The following is an 18,279-nucleotide window of genomic DNA, read 5'->3' as shown; positions in this document are numbered from 1 at the left end:
CCGAAGATTCATTTCCAAGATGTGAACTGCTTCACATCGCCGTTGGATCGCCGTGGCTAATCTCCTCGTCATAGACATCCCGGCATCTCGAAAGGGCGCCGGACACGATTTCAGAACCGATATTTTCGCCTGTTCTTATTGCGTGGCCTTTCAGCACGTAGACATTTGATCCAAGTTGCGACGCCGTCTCCTTCACCCCAGGTGAGCGAGGCGGCGTCCTTGTTTTCGGCCCCTCTCACACCGCCATCTTGCGATGCCGCACCGGCGCGCCGGTGAGGCTCTCGGCGGCGTCGATGATCGCGTTCGCATCCATGCCGTTGTGGCGATAGAGATCGTCGATCGTGCCGGTCTGGCCGAACTTCTCCACGCCCAGTGCCTCGACGCGATGACCGCGCACAGAGCCGAGCCAGCCCAGCGTCGCCGGATGGCCGTCGATGACGGTGACGATGCCGCAATCGCGCGGCAGCGGCGCGAGCAGCTGCTCGATATGGCTGAGATGCTGCACGCCGCGGCGATGCCGCCGCAGGCTGCGCGCCGCCGTCCAGCCGGCATGCAGGCGGTCGGCCGAGGTGATCGCGAGCAGGCCGACGTCGCGGCGGGACTCGCCGATCAATCCGGTCGCCTCGATCGCTTCCGGCGCGACCGTCCCCGTATAGGCGATGATCACCTCCGCGTTCGGCCCGGGCTTGCGCAGCCAATAGGCGCCGGCGGCGATGTCGGCTTCCATCTCCGGCGTCATGATGCGCTGCGGCTGGTCGACCGGGCGGGTCGACAGCCGCAAGTAAACCGAACCGCCCTCGCCCGGCGCGGCCTGCATGTGGGCAAAGCCCCATTTCATGATCGCGGCGAGCTCGTCGACGAAGGCCGGCTCGAACGACGACAAGCCGTCCTGCGCCATGCCGATCAGCGGCGTCGCGATCGACTGATGCGCCCCGCCCTCAGGCGCCAAGGTCACGCCCGACGGCGTCGCGACGACCATGAAACGCGCATCCTGATAGCAGGCGTAGTTCAGCGCATCGAGGCCGCGCTCGATGAAGGGATCGTACAGCGTGACGATCGGCAGCAGCCGGGCGCCGTTGATCGAATGCGACAGGCCGAGCGCCGAGGCCATGATGAAAAGGTTCATCTCGGCGATGCCGAGCTCGATGTGCTGGCCCTTCGGCGAGGCCGCCCAATTGAAGGTCGACGGGATCTTCTCGCTGCGGAACAGGTCGGCCTTCTCGGCATGCGCGAACAGGCCGCGGCGGTTGACCCAGGCGCCGAGATTGGTCGAGACGGTCACGTCGGGCGACGAGGTCACGATGCGCGACGCCATCGCGCTGTCGCTGCGCGCGAGATCGTTGAGGATCAGGCCGAAGCCCTGCTGCGTCGACATCTGCGCTGCGGCCGTGAAGGTCAGCCTGGGCACGTCGAAGACGGCGTCATCGAGCCGGCGGCCGTCGCGGTTGAACGGAACGGCGGCGAGGAAGGCCTCCAATGTCGCGGCGTCCTGCGTCAGGCCCTCGAACTTGTCCCATTCATGGCCCGGGCGGATGTTCTGCTGCGCGCGCCACGTCTCCATCTGCGTCACGGTCATCAGGCCGGCGTGGTTGTCCTTGTGCCCTTGGAACGGCAGGCCGACACCCTTGATGGTGTAGGCGATGAAGCAGACCGGACGGTCGTGATCGATAGACTCGAACGCCTCCAGCATGCTTGCCATGTCGTGGCCGCCGAGATTGGACATCAGCGCCAGCAGTTCGTCGTCGCTGCGCTTATCGAGCAGCCGCGTGACGTCGCCCTGATCGCCGATCTCGTCCTGGATATGCTTACGGAAGGCCGCGCCGCCCTGGAAGCACAGCGCCGCGTAGAGCGCATTCGGGCAGTTGTCGATCCAGCGGCGCAGCGCCTCACCGCCGGGCTCCGCGAACGCCTCGCGCATCAGCCGGCCGTATTTCACGATCACCACGTCCCAGCCGAAATTGCGGAACATGGTCTCGAACTTTTCCCACAGGCCCTCGCGCACCACGGCATCGAGGCTCTGGCGGTTGTAATCGACGATCCACCAGGTGTTGCGCAGACCGTGCTTCCAGCCCTCGGCCAGCGCCTCGAAGATGTTGCCCTCGTCCATCTCGGCGTCGCCGACGAGCGCGATCATGCGGCCCTCGCGGCGGTCCTTCATCCAGCCATGCGCCTTGACGTAGTCCTGCACCAGCGACGAGAACAGCGTCTGCGCGACGCCGAGGCCGACCGAGCCGGTCGAGAAGTCGACATCGTCGACGTCCTTGGTGCGCGACGGATAGGACTGCGCGCCCTTGAAGCCGCGGAAGTTCTCCAGCTTCTCCTTCGTCTGCCGGCCGAACAGATATTGGATGGCGTGGAAGACGGGGCTCGCATGCGGCTTCACCGCGACGCGGTCCTCGGGGCGCAGCACCGAGAAGTACAACGCCGACATGATGGTCGCGAGCGAGGCCGACGACGCCTGATGGCCGCCGACCTTGAGGCCATCGGTGTTCGGCCGGATGTGGTTGGCGTGGTGGATGGTCCAGGACGACAGCCACAGCGCCTTGCGGGTCAGCGCGTTCAGGATGTCGAGACGGTCTGACGATGCGGATGGCGTCAATGCGGATGGCTTGGCCATGGCGCGCGGCTCCCAGGGGCGTTCGGTGGATTCGTTGACTCTAATCCCGCCAAGGCGGCCATAATTCTCAAATTTTCGCGCACGGTCGGTCAACATTGGGATATTTTCCCATCAGACCGATCTTTTCCGGGACGACATCCCAATGCCCGAGCTCGACGCCATCGACCGCAAGATCCTCAGCCACCTCCAGGCCGACGGCCGCATCACCATGCAGGAGCTCGCCGACAAGGTCGGCCTCTCGGTCTCGCCCTGCCATCGCCGCGTCAAGCTTCTGGAGGAGCGCGGCGTCATCACCCGCTACATCGCCACCGTCGACCAGAAGGCTCTGGGTCTGCACGTCTCGGTCTTCATCTCCATCAAGCTGGCGCGGCAGAAGGAGGAGGATCTCAAGCGGTTCGAAAAGGCGATCTCCGCCTGGCCCGAGGTGCTCGAATGCTATCTGATGACTGGCAATCGCGACTACATGCTGCGCGTGGTGGCGGCGGACCTGTCGTCGTATGAGGCCTTCCTGAAGACCAAGCTGACAAGGCTCGACGGCATCGCCTCGATCGAGAGCAGCTTTGCACTGAGTCAGGTGAAGTATTCCATCGCACTGCCGGTGTGAGGCGCGCAGCTTCATCACCCTCCATCGTCGTCCCGGCGGACGCCGGGAGCCATACTCCGCAGCGTGTGTGGTGAGGAACGGCTGGTCGACCATCGCGCACAACAACCTCTCCCTGTGGTTATGGGTCCCGGCTTTCGCCGGGACGACGACGGAATGCTGCGTGATAGTTCTGGTCATCGCTAGCGCCCGTAACGACAATTCGATTGTCACATGCATTCGCTGTCCCGCGACGCCTTGCGCCCGAGTTGTGCTGACCTCACGGCCCTTCAGTACAGAAGGGCGCAGGGAAGGCCGGGCGCTGGCCGCGCCCGTGGCCCGCCTGCGGAAAAAATGCAGGCGGCAGGAACCACAGGTCTGGCCGGAAACGCCCGGCCTTCCCCGCGCGATGGTTTTGACGGCTGCTTCGCGTTCTCCCCGGTGCGCCGGCTTTTGGCCACCGTATCGCGACAACGCGCTTCTCGCGCATTGCGCGGGACACCAGCTTCGGGGTGCCAGGACCGCGCGACTTGACCGTGCGTGCATCATTGTTCGTCCGCGCGACTGCTCACGCTGCAACGACCCACGCCCACCGCATTCCGCTGCCGACGTCCGTGACGACCGCGATACGTCCCCTCCGACGCAACGGAACGAGCGGGAGAGTAATGCTGATTTTACGAAGTAAGCAAGCGGTTTATTTTTCAGCGCAGGCCTGGACAGGATTTTCGCGCGCGCCCCGATTTGCCCGTCGGGCAGCCAGAGAGCTGCCTCGCTCTGCAGTTGGGGCCTCGCCCTTCGAGACGCCCGCCTTTCGGCGGGCTCCTCAGGGTGAGGCACCATGAGGCCCGCGATGGCGCCGCGCAATCACCGCCTCGATTCCGCCCGCGATGAGTCACAGCCGAGGCCGTCATTGATCCAGATCAAACGGCTTCGAAAAGCATCTCTCGATCCCGATCAAATCCTTGATGTTCCTCGGTTTGATCCAGATCAAACGGCCGCAGGCCGACCGCAGCATGGCCCAGGGACGTCCATATTGGCCGTCAAAAAGCGCCACATCTCGCCGTCAGATTCTGCGGTACAGCATGCGCTGATGACGCGAACTAACAGGCCTGACGGACTGATAGGTCCGGCCTCACGTCGTCACACCAGCGCGCCCGTACAGAGAAACCAGCGTCCTGGAAAGCAATGCAGAACAACAGCGCTCAACGTTCGGCCCAATACGACTACACGTCGCACCAACGACAGACCCGGCCGCTCACGCATGTGGCGGTCAATGTGGCTCCCGCCCGCTATCAGCCGGCGGCACAGCCGGGCAGCCGCAGCACCGGTCGCGCCGAACGGCGGTTCTGGCTGACGATGCAGACGGTCATGCTGGTCGTCGGCGTTCTCCTGGTGAACCTGCTGCTGTTCTTCCCGCCGCTCGGCATCGCCCTGATGTGGAATCTGCTGATCCCGATCGCGCCGGCGCTGGTGACGATCTCGCCGGGGCTGTGGCGCAACATCTGCCCGATGGCGACCTTCCATCTGCTGCCGAATAAGATGGGCATCTCGCAAAACATCCGGATGCCCGAATGGGGCGCGGCGACGCTGGCGGTGATCGGCGTGACCCTGCTGTTCATCGTCGTGCCGATGCGGCGCATCGGGCTCAACGTCGACGGCCCGCTGACCGCGCTGATGCTGCTGTCGGCCGCGTTCATGGCGTTCGCGATGGGCTCGGTGTTCGAGATGCGCTCGGGCTGGTGCACCTCGCTGTGCCCGATCCATCCCGTCGAGCGCCTCTATGGCACCAACCCGGCCCTGACCTTCAAGAACGCCCGTTGCAACATCTGCGAAGCGTGCAGCAACCCCTGCCCCGACTCGACGCCGGAGCTGACGCCGACCGCGGGCGTGCCCACGAAGGTGCAGCAGTTCCTCGGCAACTTCCTGATCGGCAGCTTTCCCGGCTTCGTCTGGGGCTGGTTCCAGGTGCCGGACTATCCGCCGGAGCAGGTCGGCCAGGCCGAGATCATCACCGCCTATGCCTGGCCGTTCATCGCGGCGATCATCAGCTATGCCGTGTTCAAGGTCGGCGAGCACGTGCTGCGCTACAAGCCTGCCCAACGCACCAAGATGCATCGCATCTTCGCGGCGGCCGCGATCAGCACCTACTATTGGTACCGCCTGCCCGGCCCGGCGTCGCTGCTGCCGGACTGGTTTCCGCTGGTGTCGCATCTCGTCACCACGCCGTTCTTCTTCTGGTTCCTGGTGCTGCGCAATCCGAAGGTGAGCTGGCTGAAGCGTCCGGTGATGGCGTCGAACTACTGGTCGAGCCGGTTCGAGAGCACGGCCAACAAGAACCTGATCCGCGTCTCGCCCGGCAAGGCGTGATCCCGCGGCGCGAACCGTCCCACAGTCACAAGCGTATTCGATCGAGGAGCAGAGCATGTCGAACTTCAGGACCGTCACCGTCAAAGGCCGCCAGTTTCGCGTCCGCGCAGGCGACGTGCTGCTCGATGGCGCGCTGGCCAACGGCGTCGAGATTCCGTTCGACTGCCGCGCCGGCACCTGCGGCACCTGCATGGTTCACGTCGCCAAGGGCCAGACGGTATGCGGCGAGACGCATACGCAGGGCATGATCTATGCGTGCCAGGCGCGCGTGGTGTCCGACCTCGACGTCGATGTCGAGGACGTGCCGGAGATCGACGTCAGCAAGGCACGCCTCGTCGGCCTGCGCGAGGTTGCGCCCGATATCATGGAGCTGATGATCGCGCCGGAGAAGAGCATCAGCTATCTGCCCGGCCAGTACTTCAAGTTCACCTTCGCCGGCTATCCGGCGCGCGCCTACAGCCCCACCGCCTCGTTCGACGGCCGCATCGGCGGCCGCGTCATCCATCTCAACATCAAGAAGGTGCGCGGCGGCCGCGTGACGCAAGCGCTTGGCAGCGGCATCCGTCCCGGTCATAGGCTGCGCATCCAGGGGCCCTATGGCCATGCCTTCCTGCGTCCCGGCGGTACCGGTCGTCTCGTCCTCGCCGGCAGCGGCACCGGCTTTGCGCCGATCTGGGCGATCGCCGCGATGGCGCTGCGCGAGAACCGCAGCCGCCCGATGGTGATCATCGCCGGCGCCAAGAAACTGCCCCAGCTCTACATGACGCCGATCCTGGCGCAGCTCGCGCGGCTGCCGAACGTCGCGATCGTCCCGACCGTGGAGGAAGGCCCGATCAATCATCCGTCGATCCGCACCGGCCGCATCGAGCCGCACATGCCGACGCTGACGGCCTCCGATGTCGTCTATGCCTGCGGCTCGCCGCGCATGGTCACCGCGCTCGCCGGGATGGTCGAGAAGGCCGGCGCGACGTTCTATGCCGATCCGTTCGACTCGGCGCCGCACGAGGCGCCGTCGGGGCTGATCGGCCGCATCAAGACGCTGGTGGCGCGGCGGCCGGCAGAGCCCGAGCCAAGCCGCGACAGCGGCAAGGGGCACGACGCGTTGCTCGATCCGTTCGCCAAGGCCCTGTCACTGGTGCCGAAGGATCCGATCGACGACGATCTCGCCCCGCGCCGGCCCGAGCCCCGCCGCAGCACCGCCGCCGAGCGCGACCACGCGCTGTCGCTGGTGCGCGAACGGGCGCTGGGCGAACATGCGCAAGCGCAGGAACGCCCGCGCCGCGCCGCCGGCCAGATGGCGTCGGGGCATGTGTGAGAACTGCGGCCTGGTATCTGCAAAAAGTCAGCCGCATGAGAGGACAGCAGATTAGTCCTCGTCCGTCTCAACGTCGTCATGGCCGGGCTTGTCCCGGCCATCCACGTCGTTCAGCATACGCGGATAAGCGTGGATGCCCGGGACAAGCCCGGGCATGACGGAGTACCAAGAAACATCCCTCAGATCAGCTTCCGCCTCGCCAGGCTGCGCATCAGCGCGCCCACACCGAACGTCCACGGTTCGCATTCGTCGCTGTTGCGCATGCGGTTGACGAGGCGGCCGAGTTGCGGGGCGGAGATGGTGACGATGTCGTCGCGCTTGTGCGTAAAACCCTGCCCCGGCGCGTCGCGGTCCTTCACGGGGGCGAACATCGTGCCGAGGAACAGCGCGAAGCCGTCGGGATATTGATGCACGGCACCGATGGTCTGGGCGACGAGATCGGTCGGGTCGCGGCTGATCTTCGAGATCGACGAATGCCCATCGAGCTCGAAGCCGTCGCTGCCGGTCACGGTCAAGGCGACGTCCATCTTCCTGACGTCGTCGAGCCCAAAGCTCTTGTCGAACAGGCGCAGCAGCGGGCCGATGGCGCAGGACGCGTTGTTGTCCTTGGCCTTCGACAGCAGCAGCGCCGAGCGGCCCTCGAAGTCGCGCAGATTGACGTCGTTGCCGAGCGTCGCGCCGACGATGGCGCCGCGGCTGGACACCACCAGCACGACCTCCGGCTCCGGATTGTTCCAGGTCGACTTCGGATGCAGCCCGGCATCCATGCCGGTGCCGACCGACGACAGGGTCGGCGCCTTGGTGAAGACCTCGGCATCGGGACCGATGCCGACCTCGAGATACTGGCTCCAGGCGTTCTGCTCGATCAGCACCTGCTTGAGGTGCATCGCCTGCTCCGAGCCCGGCTTGAGCTTGGAAAAATCGTCGCCGACCAGCCGCACCACCTCCTGTCGGATCGCGTCCGCCGAGGCCGGGTTGCCGCGCGCGCGCTCCTCGATGACGCGCTCCAGCATCGAGATCGCGAAGGTGACGCCGGCGGCTTTGAGGACCTGCAGATCGACGGGCGCGAGCAGCCAGGGTTTTGCGGGATTGCGGCGATCGGGCGGCGTATTGGCGAGGATGGCGGCGAGATCGCCGATGCGCTCGCCTTTCATGGCACGCAAGGCGGCGGCCGGATCATCGTGCTCGCACAGCGCCGTGACGGTGGGGAAAGCCGAGGTCACATCGAACACGCCGTCTTCGCGCACAGCGACCACGGCCGGACCGTCGACATCGGGGCGCCAGATACGGCCGACCAGCGTTCCGCTGGCGCCGTCGTCAGGCAGGACGGTCTCGGGCGTCAACGTGATCATGGCGGCGTGCTCCCCTGTTGTTGTTATTGCTCGGGGGCACACCTAGCACCAGCGCGCGCCGGCTCCAAGCCGCGCACAGTCTCATTCTGCGGCGGAGCCGAGCGACGGAACGCCGCTCACGGATTCGGCGAGCTTTCGCCGGCGACCTGCAGCAGTTGCGAGCGGCGGACGCGCTCGCGGTGGGCGGTGTAGAGGCCGCTGGAAACGATGAAGGCGGCGCCGACGATGGTCCAGACATCCGGCAGTTCGCCGAACACCAGGAAGCCGAGGATGCTGACCCAGAGCAGCTGGGTGTAGGAGAACGGCGCCAGCACCGAGGCATCGGCGTATCGGAAGGCGAGCACGACGATCCACTGCCCCATGGTCGAGGCGACGCCGACCAGCACGCCGAAGCCGATGTCCTGCCAGGACGGCGTTGTCCAGACGAACGGCACCATGGCCGAGAGCAGGCAGACGCCGGCGATCGACGAATAGGTCATGATGGTGATGGCGTGCTCGCGGCCGCTCATCATGCGCGTCATGATCAGAGTGCAGGCCCACGCGAAGGCGGACGCAATCGGGAACAGCGCGGCGAGATGGAAGGCGCCGGTGCCGGGGCGCAGAATGACCAGCACGCCGAACAGGCCGACCGCGGTCGCGATCCAGCGGCGCAGGCCGACCTTCTCGCTGAGGAAGACGATCGACAGCGCGGTCACGAACAGCGGCGCGACGAAGCCGGTGGCCGAGGCCTCGGCGATCGGCAGATAGCGCAGGCCGGAGATGAACATGATGGAGGAGCCGAGCAGCGCGACGCCGCGCAGCAGATGGAACTTGACCCGTTCGGTGCGCATCGCAAACAGCGGCGAGCCCGGGATCATCGCCGGCATCATGATCAGCGCGAACACGACGAAGCGGATCCAGGTGATCTCGATCGAGGGCAACGTCTTGGAGAGATATTTCGCCGTGACGTCCGAGGTGCCGAGGAACACGGTCGACAGCAGGATCAGCGCGATGCCGCGGAACGGCCGGTCGGCCCGCGCCGGAGCGCGCTTGCGCGCGGTGGTCGGCTTCGGCTGTACTTGTGTCGGCACGTCGTCGAGTCGCGCGGCGGCTGCCGCACTCGGGGGCGGGGTCACGGTCGAACTCGGATGTTGAGAGGCGGCACGATTCGGTGAGAGGCGACAAAACGCCAATCACGCGGCCGGGACAACCCGTTGAAAGCGGGCAGCATCTATGCGCTCATCGCGTCGCGTTAGCAAAACTCCGTAATACTCCGTGATGCTGCATTACAGCATCGGCAAGCCCCGCGGCTTCGGCCCGCGCGGAAAGGCGCGATCGATCGCGGCGATCTCGGCGGCGGTGAGCTCGATGTCGCCGGCTAAGGCGTTCTCCTCGGCATGTTCCGGGCGCGACGCCTTGGGGATCGCGAGCAGCGAGGAGGCGCGGGTCAGGAACGCGAGCGCGATCTGGCGCGGCGTCGCCTTGTGCTGCTGCGCGATCCGCTGCAGCACGTCGCCGCTGGGACTGTGCGGGTCGGGGAAGTCGTCGTGCCCGAACGGGGAATAGGCCACCACCGCGACACCGTGCTGGCCGCACCACGGGATGACGGCATGCTCGATGGCACGTTCCTGCAGGTGATAGAGGACCTGGTTGCAGGCAATCCTGCCCTCACCGGCCACGTCCAGCAGTTCGTCGAGATCGTCGACGTCGAAATTGCTGACGCCCCAGGACGCGATCTTGCCGGCGGCCTTGAGCTCCTCGAACGCGGCGACGGTGTCCTCCAGCGGATAGGAGCCCGGCCAATGCAAGAGATAGCAGTCGAGCCGGTCGGTCTTCAGCCGCTTCAGCGAGCGTTCGCAGGCGCTGATGGTGCCCTTGCGCGAGGCGTTGCTCGGCAGCACCTTGGAGACCAGGAACACCTCGTCGCGGCGGCCGGCGATGGCTTCGGCGATCACGAGCTCCGCCTCGCCATACATCTCGGCGGTGTCGATATGCGTCATGCCGCGATCGAGTCCGCGCTGCAACGTCGTGATGGCGCGCTTGCGATCGGCGTGGTCGAGATACCAGGTGCCCTGCCCGATGACGGACACGCCCGCGCCGCCGGTTCCGAATGTCTTGTGCTTCATGGAAGGAAGCATAGAGGACACAGCGGGCGGCGTCGATTGGGGCTCGCCAGGAACGTCATTCCGGGGCGACGCGCCGGCGTCGAGCCCGGAATCTCGAGCTTGGTTTGCACCGGCTCGTCTCCACCATCTCGAGATTCCGGGTTCGAGGCCTTACGGCCTCGCCCCGGAATGACGATGGGCTTGGCTAGCTCGCCACCTTCACCGACACGTCCGCCTGCGCCGGCGTCTGCGCGATCAGCCGCTTCATCTCGGGGATGCAGGAGCCGCAATTGGTGCCGGCCTTGAGCTGCGCGCCGATCGCGGCGGGTGTGCGCGCGCCTGACGCGATCGCGTCGCAGATGGTGTCGCGGCCGACGCCGAAGCAGGCGCAGACGATCGGGCCGCCACTGGCGCCATCCGGCGCGCGTCCCGACAGCAGCATGCGGCGCTGCTCATCGTCGAGGCGATCGGCGGCGAACATCGTCTTCACGACGTTCCAATCGCCGGCGTCGTGGCCGGGGCCGACGAACACCGAGGTGGCGATGCGGTCGCGGTCGAAGCACGCGGCGCGATAGACCCCGCCGCCGACATCCATGTAGTCGGCGACATCGTCGGTGGCGCGCGCCTTGAACCAGCCAGGCCAGCGCATCAGGTCGCCATTGTCCGCGAACAGATAGCCGAAGCCACCGGGCACTGTCGCCCGCGCCCACCACAAGTTCGGCGGCAGCGTCAGCTCGGTGCGCGACAGGATGAAGCCGCGGAACACGTATTCATAGGGGCTGATCGCGGCCGGCGTCGCCTTGGCCTCGGGCTGGCCGGAGAACGGATCGGTATGCGAGGCGACAAGCGCGCCGACGCGGCCATGCGAGGAATTGGTCGCGTTCCAATGGATCGGCGCGAACAGCATGCCGCGCTGCTGGCGCTCGCTGACCACGACCTTGAGAATGCACTGACCGTGCTCGGTCGTGACCTTGGCAAAACCGTCATGCATCAGGCCGTAGCGCAGCGCGTCGTCCGGATGCACCTCGACGAACGGCTCCGGAAGGTGTGCGCCGAGGCGCGGGCTGAGGCCGGTGCGCGTCATCGTATGCCACTGGTCGCGGATGCGCCCGGTGTTGAGACGCAGCGGACGCGCCGCCGTCGTCTCGCCGCGCAGCGCCGGCACCTCCGGCGCGACGAAGCGCGCCTTGCGATCGTTGGTGTAGAACGCGCCGTCGGCGAAGAAGCGCGGCGACGGCGGCTTGCCCGCGCGCACCGGCCACTGCACCGGCGCCATCGTGTCGTATTCCTCGTCCGACAGCGTCGCGAGACCACCGATGTCGAAGTCGCGGCTGCCGTCGTTCTCGAACGCCGACAGCGCGGCATGCTCGCGGAACACGTCCGCGGCTGAGGTGTAGTTGAAGGCGGCGGCGTGGCCGAGCCGCTTGCCGACCTCGCTCAGGATCCACCAGTCGGGCTTGGCCTCGCCCGCCGGAGCCATGAACGCGCGCTGGCGTGAGATGCGGCGCTCGGAGTTGGTGACGGTGCCCGACTTCTCGCCCCACGCCTGCGCCGGCAGCAGCACATGCGCGCCGACATCGACGGTGTCGTTGGAGCGGACGTTTTCCGAGACGACGAACAGCTCGAGCTTCTTGAGCGCAGCGCGTACGAGATCGGCGTCTGGCAGCGATACCGCCGGATTGGTGCCGATCACCCACAGCGCCTTGATCTGGCCGCGCGCGATCGCCTCGAACATCGCGACCGCCTTCAGGCCCTCATGGGTGGCGATGTCGGAGGCCTTCCAGAAGCGTCTGACACGATCGATGTCCGGCGGCGTGAAGCCCATATGGGCGGCGAGCTGGTTGGCGAGACCGCCGACCTCGCGGCCGCCCATCGCATTGGGCTGGCCGGTCAGCGAGAACGGCCCCATGCCGGGCTTGCCGATCCGTGCCGCGGCAAGATGGCAGTTGATGATGGCGTTGACCTTGTCGGTGCCCTGCGCCGACTGGTTAACCCCCTGGGAATACAAGGTGACGACCTTCGGAGTCTCGCTGAACAGCTTGAAGAACGCCGCGACATCGGCCTCCGACAGGCCCGTGGCGAGCGCAGTGGCGCCGGCACTGCCGGCGAGATTGCGGGCGCGCGCCAGCGTCTCGTCGAAACCAGCCGTGTGATCGGCGATGTAGTCGCGATCGAGCGCGCCGCTGTCGGCGAGATGCACCAGGAGGCCGGAGAACAGCGCGGAATCCGTGCCGGGCTTGAGGCCGAGGAAGAGATCCGCCTCGCTCGACGTATCGGTGCGGCGGGGATCGATGACGACGAATTTGGCGCCGCGATTCTGCTTGTTCGCCAGCATGCGCTGGTAGAGCACGGGGTGGCACCAGGCGGCATTGCTGCCGACGAACACCAGGAGATCGGCCTGGTCGAGGTCCTCATAGGTGCCGGGCACGGTGTCGGCGCCGAAGGCGCGGCGATGGCCGGCGACCGAGGACGCCATGCACAGCCGCGAATTGGTGTCGACATTGGCCGAGCCGAGAAAGCCCTTCATCAGCTTGTTGGCGACGTAGTAGTCCTCGGTCAGCATCTGGCCCGAGAGATAGAACGCCACCGCGTCCTCGCCGTCGCGGGCGACGATGTGCTTCAGCCTGTTCGCAACGTGATCGAGCGCATCGCTCCAGGCGACCCGCTCCATGCCGTGCTTGCAGCGGACCATCGGGTAGAGCAGCCGGCTCTCGAGGCCCAGCGTCTCGCCGAGCGCCGAGCCCTTCGAGCAGAGACGGCCGAGATTGGCGGGATGCGCGGGATCGCCGGAGATGGCCGCGCCGCCGCTGCCATCGGGCGTCGCGAGCACGCCGCAGCCGACGCCGCAATAAGGACAGGCGGTACGCACGGTGCGCAGCTTCGGATCGACAGTGGTCATCGTCGTGCGAGCCCCCTTCACGCAGCCTTCGGCCGCGTCCCCACGCGGCCGAACATCATCTCGGTCCGGATCGACGCAATTGGTTCACGGCTGCGGATCAAGTCGCGATACCAGAGCGCGTCCTGCGTGTCGCCGATCAGCACGGCACCGGTCAGCCGCCCGTCGGCGATGACCAGCTTCTTGTAGATGCCGCGCCTGACATCGTTGAGCACGATCGCCTCGCTGCCCTCGGCGCCGATGAAGTCGCCGGCCGAGAACACGGCAACGCCGGATACCTTGAGATTGGTCGACACGACACTGCCGGAATAGGCCGCCTTGCGGCCGGCGAGATGCCGCGCCAGCACCCGCGCCTGCTCATAGGCGGGCTCCACCAGGCCGTAGCAGGTCCCGCGATGCTCGGCGCATTCGCCGAGCGCGAAGATCCCGGGCGCCGAGGTCTGCATGACGTCGTCGACGGCGATGCCGCGATTGACGGCAAGCCCCGCCTCCCTGGCGAGCACGATGTTGGGCTTGATTCCGGCAGCGAAGATCACCGCGTCGGCTGCGATGCGCCGCCCATCGGCGAGCTCGACGCTTTCGACAAGGGCCTCGCCATGGATCGCCGCCGTGCTCGCCTGCAGCAAGACTTCGATACCCTTGCGCTCGACCAGTACTTTCAGCAGCGCGGCCGCTGTGACATCGAGCTGCCGCTCCATCAGGCGGTCCATCAGATGCAGCAGCGTCACCTGGGCGCCGGCGCGCGCCAGACCATAGGCAGCTTCCAGGCCGAGCAGCCCGCCGCCGACCACGACGACGCGCGATTTCTTCGCAGCCAGGCTCAGCAAGACGTCGGTATCGCGGCTGTCGCGAAACGTGTGAACGCCCGGCAGATCGCTGCCGGGCACCGGCAGCCGCAGCGGCAGCGAGCCGGTGGCGAGCACCAGGCGCGAGAACGCCACGTTCTCGTCGTTCTCGATTGTTAGCTCGCGGCGGCCAACATCGATGCCGGTGACGCGCGCGCCATATTTCAGCGTGACACCGCGCGCACGCCACCATTCGGCAGGCTTGAGCTCGATCTCGTGCGACGCCGCCTCGCCGGCCAGCACCGACGACAGCAGCACGCGGTTGTAGGCGAGCCGTGGCTCCTCGCCGATCACGGCGATCGCATACCGGCCGAGCGCCGTTTGCGACAGCTCCTCGACCAGCTTCGCGGCGGCCATGCCGTTACCGACGATGACGAGCGGCTCACTCAATTGACCTACTCCGCCGCCTGCGCCTTGCCATAGGCTTCCGAAATCATGAAGCCCGACAACGTGCCGTAAGCCGAGGTCCAGGCATCAGCGACCTCGGCTGTCCAGGCGGAGCCGAGCCCCTTCTCGAGCGTCCAAAGCAGCGCGGCGCCGACCACCGGGTAGTGCTCGGGCTTTGCACCGTAGTCCACATGGCGCTTCGCCAGCGCGCTCGCCGCCGGCAGGATCGCAGGCAAGTTCGACAAGCCGTTCACGACGACCGCCAGCGTGGCCATCAGCTTCTTGCGCTGCCCGGTGAGATCGTCGGGAAACATCGCGCGCACCTGCGGCGCCACCTCGAATAGGCGGTCGTAGAAGATCGTCGCGGCCTGATCGGAGATCGGCGCGACCTTGGCAAAACTGTCTTGAACCAAAGCGATCTGGGACGGCGTCATGGGAAACCCTTTTGATGAAACGAGAACCCGTTGGTCGCCGGAGGCGGAAAGCGGTTCGATCCGCCCTCCGCCTTCGATCATCACGCAGCTTCGACGAAACGATGCCGCTCGTAGAGGAATTCGAGCACGCGCTGGCGGCACTTCACGTAGGTCGGGTTGGTCGCGAGATCGAGCCGCTTGCGCGGCCGCGGCAGCGCCACCTCCAGCACCTCGCCGATATGCGCGCTCGGACCGTTGGTCATCATCACGATGCGGTCGGACAGCAGCACGGCCTCGTCGACATCATGGGTGATCATCAGGATGGTGTTGCCGAGCTTCTGATGCAGCGCCATCACCGAGTCCTGCAGATGCGCGCGCGTCAGCGCGTCGAGCGCGCCGAACGGCTCGTCGAGCAGCAGCACCTTCGGCTCCATGGCCAGCGCACGCGCAATGCCGACGCGCTGCTTCATGCCGCCGGAGATCTCGTTCGGACGCTTGTCCTTGGCATGGGCCATCTGCACGAGGTTGAGATTGTGCATGGTCCAGGCATCGCGCTCGGCGCGGGTTTTGGTCCTCGCGAACACCTTGTCGACGCCGAGGCGGACGTTCTCATAAACGGTCAGCCAGGGCAGCAGGCTGTGGTTCTGGAACACGACGGCGCGGTCGGGGCCCGGGGAATTCACCTCGCGCTCCTCCAGCAGCACGCCGCCGGTGGTCGCGGTGGTGAGGCCCGCGACGATGTTGAGCATCGTCGACTTGCCGCAGCCGGAGTGGCCGATGATCGAGACGTACTCGCCCTTCTCGATCGTCAGATTGATGTCCTTCAGCACCTCGGTGGTCGCGGCGCCGCGGGTGAAAACCTTGTCGACGTGGTCGAGCTTCAGATAGGCCATGATCCGATCCCTCTCAGTTCGTCGCGGTGCCGCGGGTGACGATCTTGCCGACCACCGCGATCAGCCGGTCCAGCACGAAGCCGATGATGCCGACATAGAACAGCGCCAGGATGATCTCGCTGATATGCGAGGAATTCCACGCGTCCCAGATGAAGAAGCCGATGCCGACGCCGCCGATCAGCATCTCCGCCGCGACGATCGCGAGCCAGGACAGGCCGATGCCGATACGCAAGCCCGTGAAGATGTAGGGCGCGGCCGCCGGGATCATGATCTTGGCGAAGAACTCCAGCGGATTGAGCTGCACGACGGCGGCGACGTTGCGATAGTCCTGCGGGATGTTGCGGATGCCGACCGCGGTGTTGATGATGATCGGCCACACGGAGGTGATGAAGATGACGAAGATCGCCGAAGGCTGGCCGTCGCGGAACGCGGCGAGCGACAGCGGCAGCCAGGCGAGCGGCGGAATCGTGCGCAGCACCTGGAAGATCGGATCGAGTCCGCGCATCGCCCACACCGACTGGCCGATCAGCGTGCCCAGCGCGACGCCGACGATTGCGGCGATGGCGTAGCCGATCGCGACGCGGCGGAGGCTCGCCTCGAGATGCCAGAACAGGCCCTTGTCGATGCCGCCATGGTCGAAGAACGGATCGAAGATCAGCTCGCGAGTGTCAGAGAACACGCGCGACGGCGGCGGCAGCGCCGAGCCGGCGCGGCGGCACAGCAGCTCCCAGACCAGCATGAACAGCACCAGCACGATCAGCGGCGGCACGACGCGCACCGCGACCTCACGCGCCATCTTCACATAGCGCTCGGCGGCAGGCGCCTGCTTCGGGGTCATCGTCACCACGGACGCCGTGGAGGACGCTGATGCAGTCGGGACAACATTGGACGCTCTGTCATTGGTCAAAGCCGGCATGGACATCGGAAGCTTTTCTCCGTGCAATGAGAGGAGCCGCGCGCGCGATCGGCGCGCGGGCTAAGGTCCTGATCAGGCGTCGACGCGCTTGATCGACAGCGACTTCAGGTAGGCGGCGGGATCCTCGGGATCGAACACCTTGCCGTCGAAGAACGTCTCCTTGCCGCGCGACTTCGAGGTCGGGATCTCGGCGGCCGGCAGGTTCATCTCCTTGGCGGCCTCGCGCCAGATGTCCTCGCGGTTGACCTTGGCGATCAGCGACTTGGCGTCGAAGCCGGCTTCGTACTTGCCCCAGCGGATGTCCTCGGTGATGAACCAGAGATCGTGGCTCTGGAACGGATAGGAGGCGAAGTCGCGCCAGTACTTCATGATATGAGGCGAGTTCTCGACCACCTTGCCGGTGCCGTAGTCGAACTTGCCGGCCGAGCGCCCGGCGACGTCCTCGACCGGGCAGTTCATCCACTGCCGCTTCGCCATGATGGTCGCAAGCTCCTGTTTGTTCTCCATCTTGTCCGCCCACTGCTGGGCTTCCATGACCGCCATGGTCAGCGCCTTAGCGGCCTTCGGGTATTTATCGACGAAGGCGGCGCGCATCGCGAAGGATTTTTCAGGATGCTTGTTCCAGATCTCGCCGGTGGTCACGGCCGTGTAGCCGATGCCCTGGTTGACGAGCTGCGCATTCCAGGGCTCGCCGACGCAGAAGCAGTCCATGGTGCCGACCTTCATGTTGGCCACCATCTGCGGCGGCGGCACCACGATGGTCTCGATGTCCTTGTCCGGGTCGATGCCGCCGGCCGCGAGCCAGTAGCGGATCCACAGATCGTGGGTGCCGCCCGGGAAGGTCATCGCGGCCTTCACGGACTTGCCGGACGCCTTCTTCTTCTCCAGCGCCGCCTTGAATGGCGCCGTGTCGAGGCTGAGCTTGAGATCGGCATATTCCTTGGCGACGGAGATGCACTGCGCATCGAGATTGAGCCGCGCCAGGATGTACATCGGCGTCGGCTGGTTGTTCTGCGTCACCTTGCCGGAGGAGATCAGATACGGCATCGGCGTGAGGATATGCGCGCCGTCAATGCCGTTACCCTCCGAGCCGAGCACGAGATTGTCGCGCGTCGTGCCCCATGAGGCCTGCTTCTGCACGTCGACATCCGGCATGCCGTATTTGGCGAAGATGCCCTTGTCCTTGGCGACGAACAGCGGGCCGGCATCGCTCAGCGCGATGAAGCCGAGCTTGGCGCTGGTCACTTCCGGCCCCGCGCCTTGCGCGAAGGCGCCGCCCGGCAGGTTCAGCTTCGCGGCGGCGAGCAGCGCTGCGGTCCCGGCACCGGCCTTCAGGAGCTGACGGCGGCTGAGGCCAGAGGAGCGTGCAAGATGGGCGGTCTTCGTCATGAGTGCAGTCGTCCTTGTCTGAAAAGCGCTCGGTGGATTGAAGGCCCGTCCAGGCACCGCGTGGTCGCGCACAGGGGCGCGTTCCGAGGAAAGCCTCGGAGGGGCAGCGTCGGATGTCGGATGGGGTTTGCGCAGACGGCATCGATGGCGTCGAAGCTATCTATTCAAGCTTCATGCCAAGGAGCGAGGAAAGCAGAAGCCTCGACGAATCAAGAGGCTAGGCAA

The 18,279-nt window shown here is 66.1% G+C and carries 13 protein-coding genes; 3 read left to right on the top strand and 10 right to left on the bottom strand.

Going from position 1 to position 18,279, the window contains the following annotated elements; all coding sequences use genetic code 11:
• Positions 1–235 precede the first annotated feature (235 nt).
• Positions 236–2,617 carry a transketolase gene (locus NLR35_RS23925; RefSeq protein WP_257168978.1) on the bottom strand — a complete coding sequence of 794 codons (2,382 nt, stop codon included), beginning with the start codon at positions 2,615–2,617 and terminating at the stop codon, positions 236–238.
• Between the two features lie 142 nt (positions 2,618–2,759).
• Here NLR35_RS23925 and NLR35_RS23920 point away from each other — a divergent pair, with 142 nt between their 5' ends.
• The 3 genes from NLR35_RS23920 (at position 2,760) to NLR35_RS23910 (ending at position 6,879) form a co-directional block, all read left to right on the top strand.
• Positions 2,760–3,221 (top strand): Lrp/AsnC family transcriptional regulator, encoded by a 462-nt coding sequence (locus NLR35_RS23920; RefSeq protein ID WP_257168977.1) that lies wholly within the window; start codon positions 2,760–2,762, stop codon positions 3,219–3,221.
• Positions 3,222–4,382: 1,161 nt separating this feature from the next.
• Positions 4,383–5,564 carry a ferredoxin gene (locus NLR35_RS23915; RefSeq protein WP_257168976.1) on the top strand — a complete coding sequence of 394 codons (1,182 nt, stop codon included), beginning with the start codon at positions 4,383–4,385 and terminating at the stop codon, positions 5,562–5,564.
• A 55-nt stretch (positions 5,565–5,619) separates the two neighbouring features.
• Positions 5,620–6,879, top strand: a complete 1,260-nt coding sequence (locus NLR35_RS23910; RefSeq protein WP_257168975.1) for a 2Fe-2S iron-sulfur cluster-binding protein — start codon at positions 5,620–5,622, stop codon at positions 6,877–6,879.
• A 179-nt stretch (positions 6,880–7,058) separates the two neighbouring features.
• Here NLR35_RS23910 and NLR35_RS23905 read toward each other — a convergent pair whose 3' ends face one another.
• The 9 genes from NLR35_RS23905 to NLR35_RS23865 form a co-directional block, all read right to left on the bottom strand.
• Positions 7,059–8,231 carry a fumarylacetoacetate hydrolase family protein gene (locus NLR35_RS23905; RefSeq protein ID WP_257168974.1) on the bottom strand — a complete coding sequence of 391 codons (1,173 nt, stop codon included), beginning with the start codon at positions 8,229–8,231 and terminating at the stop codon, positions 7,059–7,061.
• A gap of 116 nt (positions 8,232–8,347) precedes the next feature.
• A complete protein-coding gene (locus NLR35_RS23900; RefSeq protein ID WP_257169003.1) occupies positions 8,348–9,301 on the bottom strand; it encodes a DMT family transporter in 954 nt (317 codons plus the stop codon).
• 195 nt (positions 9,302–9,496) lie between these two features.
• Complete coding sequence (locus tag NLR35_RS23895; RefSeq protein WP_257168973.1) at positions 9,497–10,336, bottom strand: aldo/keto reductase; 840 nt, start codon at positions 10,334–10,336, stop codon at positions 9,497–9,499.
• Between the two features lie 184 nt (positions 10,337–10,520).
• Complete coding sequence (locus NLR35_RS23890; RefSeq protein ID WP_257168972.1) at positions 10,521–13,214, bottom strand: nitrate reductase; 2,694 nt, start codon at positions 13,212–13,214, stop codon at positions 10,521–10,523.
• A gap of 17 nt (positions 13,215–13,231) precedes the next feature.
• A complete protein-coding gene (locus NLR35_RS23885; protein WP_257168971.1) occupies positions 13,232–14,446 on the bottom strand; it encodes an NAD(P)/FAD-dependent oxidoreductase in 1,215 nt (404 codons plus the stop codon).
• 5 nt (positions 14,447–14,451) lie between these two features.
• Complete coding sequence (locus NLR35_RS23880; protein WP_257168970.1) at positions 14,452–14,877, bottom strand: globin family protein; 426 nt, start codon at positions 14,875–14,877, stop codon at positions 14,452–14,454.
• An 80-nt stretch (positions 14,878–14,957) separates the two neighbouring features.
• Entirely contained in the window at positions 14,958–15,752 is a 795-nt protein-coding gene (locus tag NLR35_RS23875) for an ABC transporter ATP-binding protein (RefSeq protein WP_257169002.1), read from the bottom strand.
• A gap of 10 nt (positions 15,753–15,762) precedes the next feature.
• On the bottom strand, positions 15,763–16,671 hold the full coding sequence (ntrB, locus tag NLR35_RS23870) for a nitrate ABC transporter permease (protein ID WP_257168969.1): 909 nt from the start codon (positions 16,669–16,671) through the stop codon (positions 15,763–15,765).
• Positions 16,672–16,737: 66 nt separating this feature from the next.
• Complete coding sequence (locus tag NLR35_RS23865) at positions 16,738–18,054, bottom strand: CmpA/NrtA family ABC transporter substrate-binding protein (protein ID WP_257168968.1); 1,317 nt, start codon at positions 18,052–18,054, stop codon at positions 16,738–16,740.
• Between the last annotated feature and the right edge of the window lie 225 nt (positions 18,055–18,279).

The organism is Bradyrhizobium sp. SRS-191, from assembly GCF_024586915.1.
Lineage (GTDB): Bacteria > Pseudomonadota > Alphaproteobacteria > Rhizobiales > Xanthobacteraceae > Bradyrhizobium.
Note: the sequence above shows the minus strand (reverse complement) of the source record. Positions and strands in the feature narration are given on the sequence as shown.

Bases quoted from the DNA above. Each gene is read 5' to 3' on its own strand.
- ntrB (WP_257168969.1), bottom strand. From the start codon at position 16,671: ATGTCCATGCCGGCTTTGACCAATGACAGAGCGTCCAATGTTGTCCCG.
- NLR35_RS23905 (WP_257168974.1), bottom strand. From the start codon at position 8,231: ATGATCACGTTGACGCCCGAGACCGTCCTGCCTGACGACGGCGCCAGC.
- NLR35_RS23910 (WP_257168975.1), top strand. From the start codon at position 5,620: ATGTCGAACTTCAGGACCGTCACCGTCAAAGGCCGCCAGTTTCGCGTC.
- NLR35_RS23865 (WP_257168968.1), bottom strand. From the start codon at position 18,054: ATGACGAAGACCGCCCATCTTGCACGCTCCTCTGGCCTCAGCCGCCGT.
- NLR35_RS23915 (WP_257168976.1), top strand. From the start codon at position 4,383: ATGCAGAACAACAGCGCTCAACGTTCGGCCCAATACGACTACACGTCG.
- NLR35_RS23920 (WP_257168977.1), top strand. From the start codon at position 2,760: ATGCCCGAGCTCGACGCCATCGACCGCAAGATCCTCAGCCACCTCCAG.
- NLR35_RS23880 (WP_257168970.1), bottom strand. From the start codon at position 14,877: ATGACGCCGTCCCAGATCGCTTTGGTTCAAGACAGTTTTGCCAAGGTC.
- NLR35_RS23890 (WP_257168972.1), bottom strand. From the start codon at position 13,214: ATGACCACTGTCGATCCGAAGCTGCGCACCGTGCGTACCGCCTGTCCT.
- NLR35_RS23895 (WP_257168973.1), bottom strand. From the start codon at position 10,336: ATGAAGCACAAGACATTCGGAACCGGCGGCGCGGGCGTGTCCGTCATC.
- NLR35_RS23925 (WP_257168978.1), bottom strand. From the start codon at position 2,617: ATGGCCAAGCCATCCGCATTGACGCCATCCGCATCGTCAGACCGTCTC.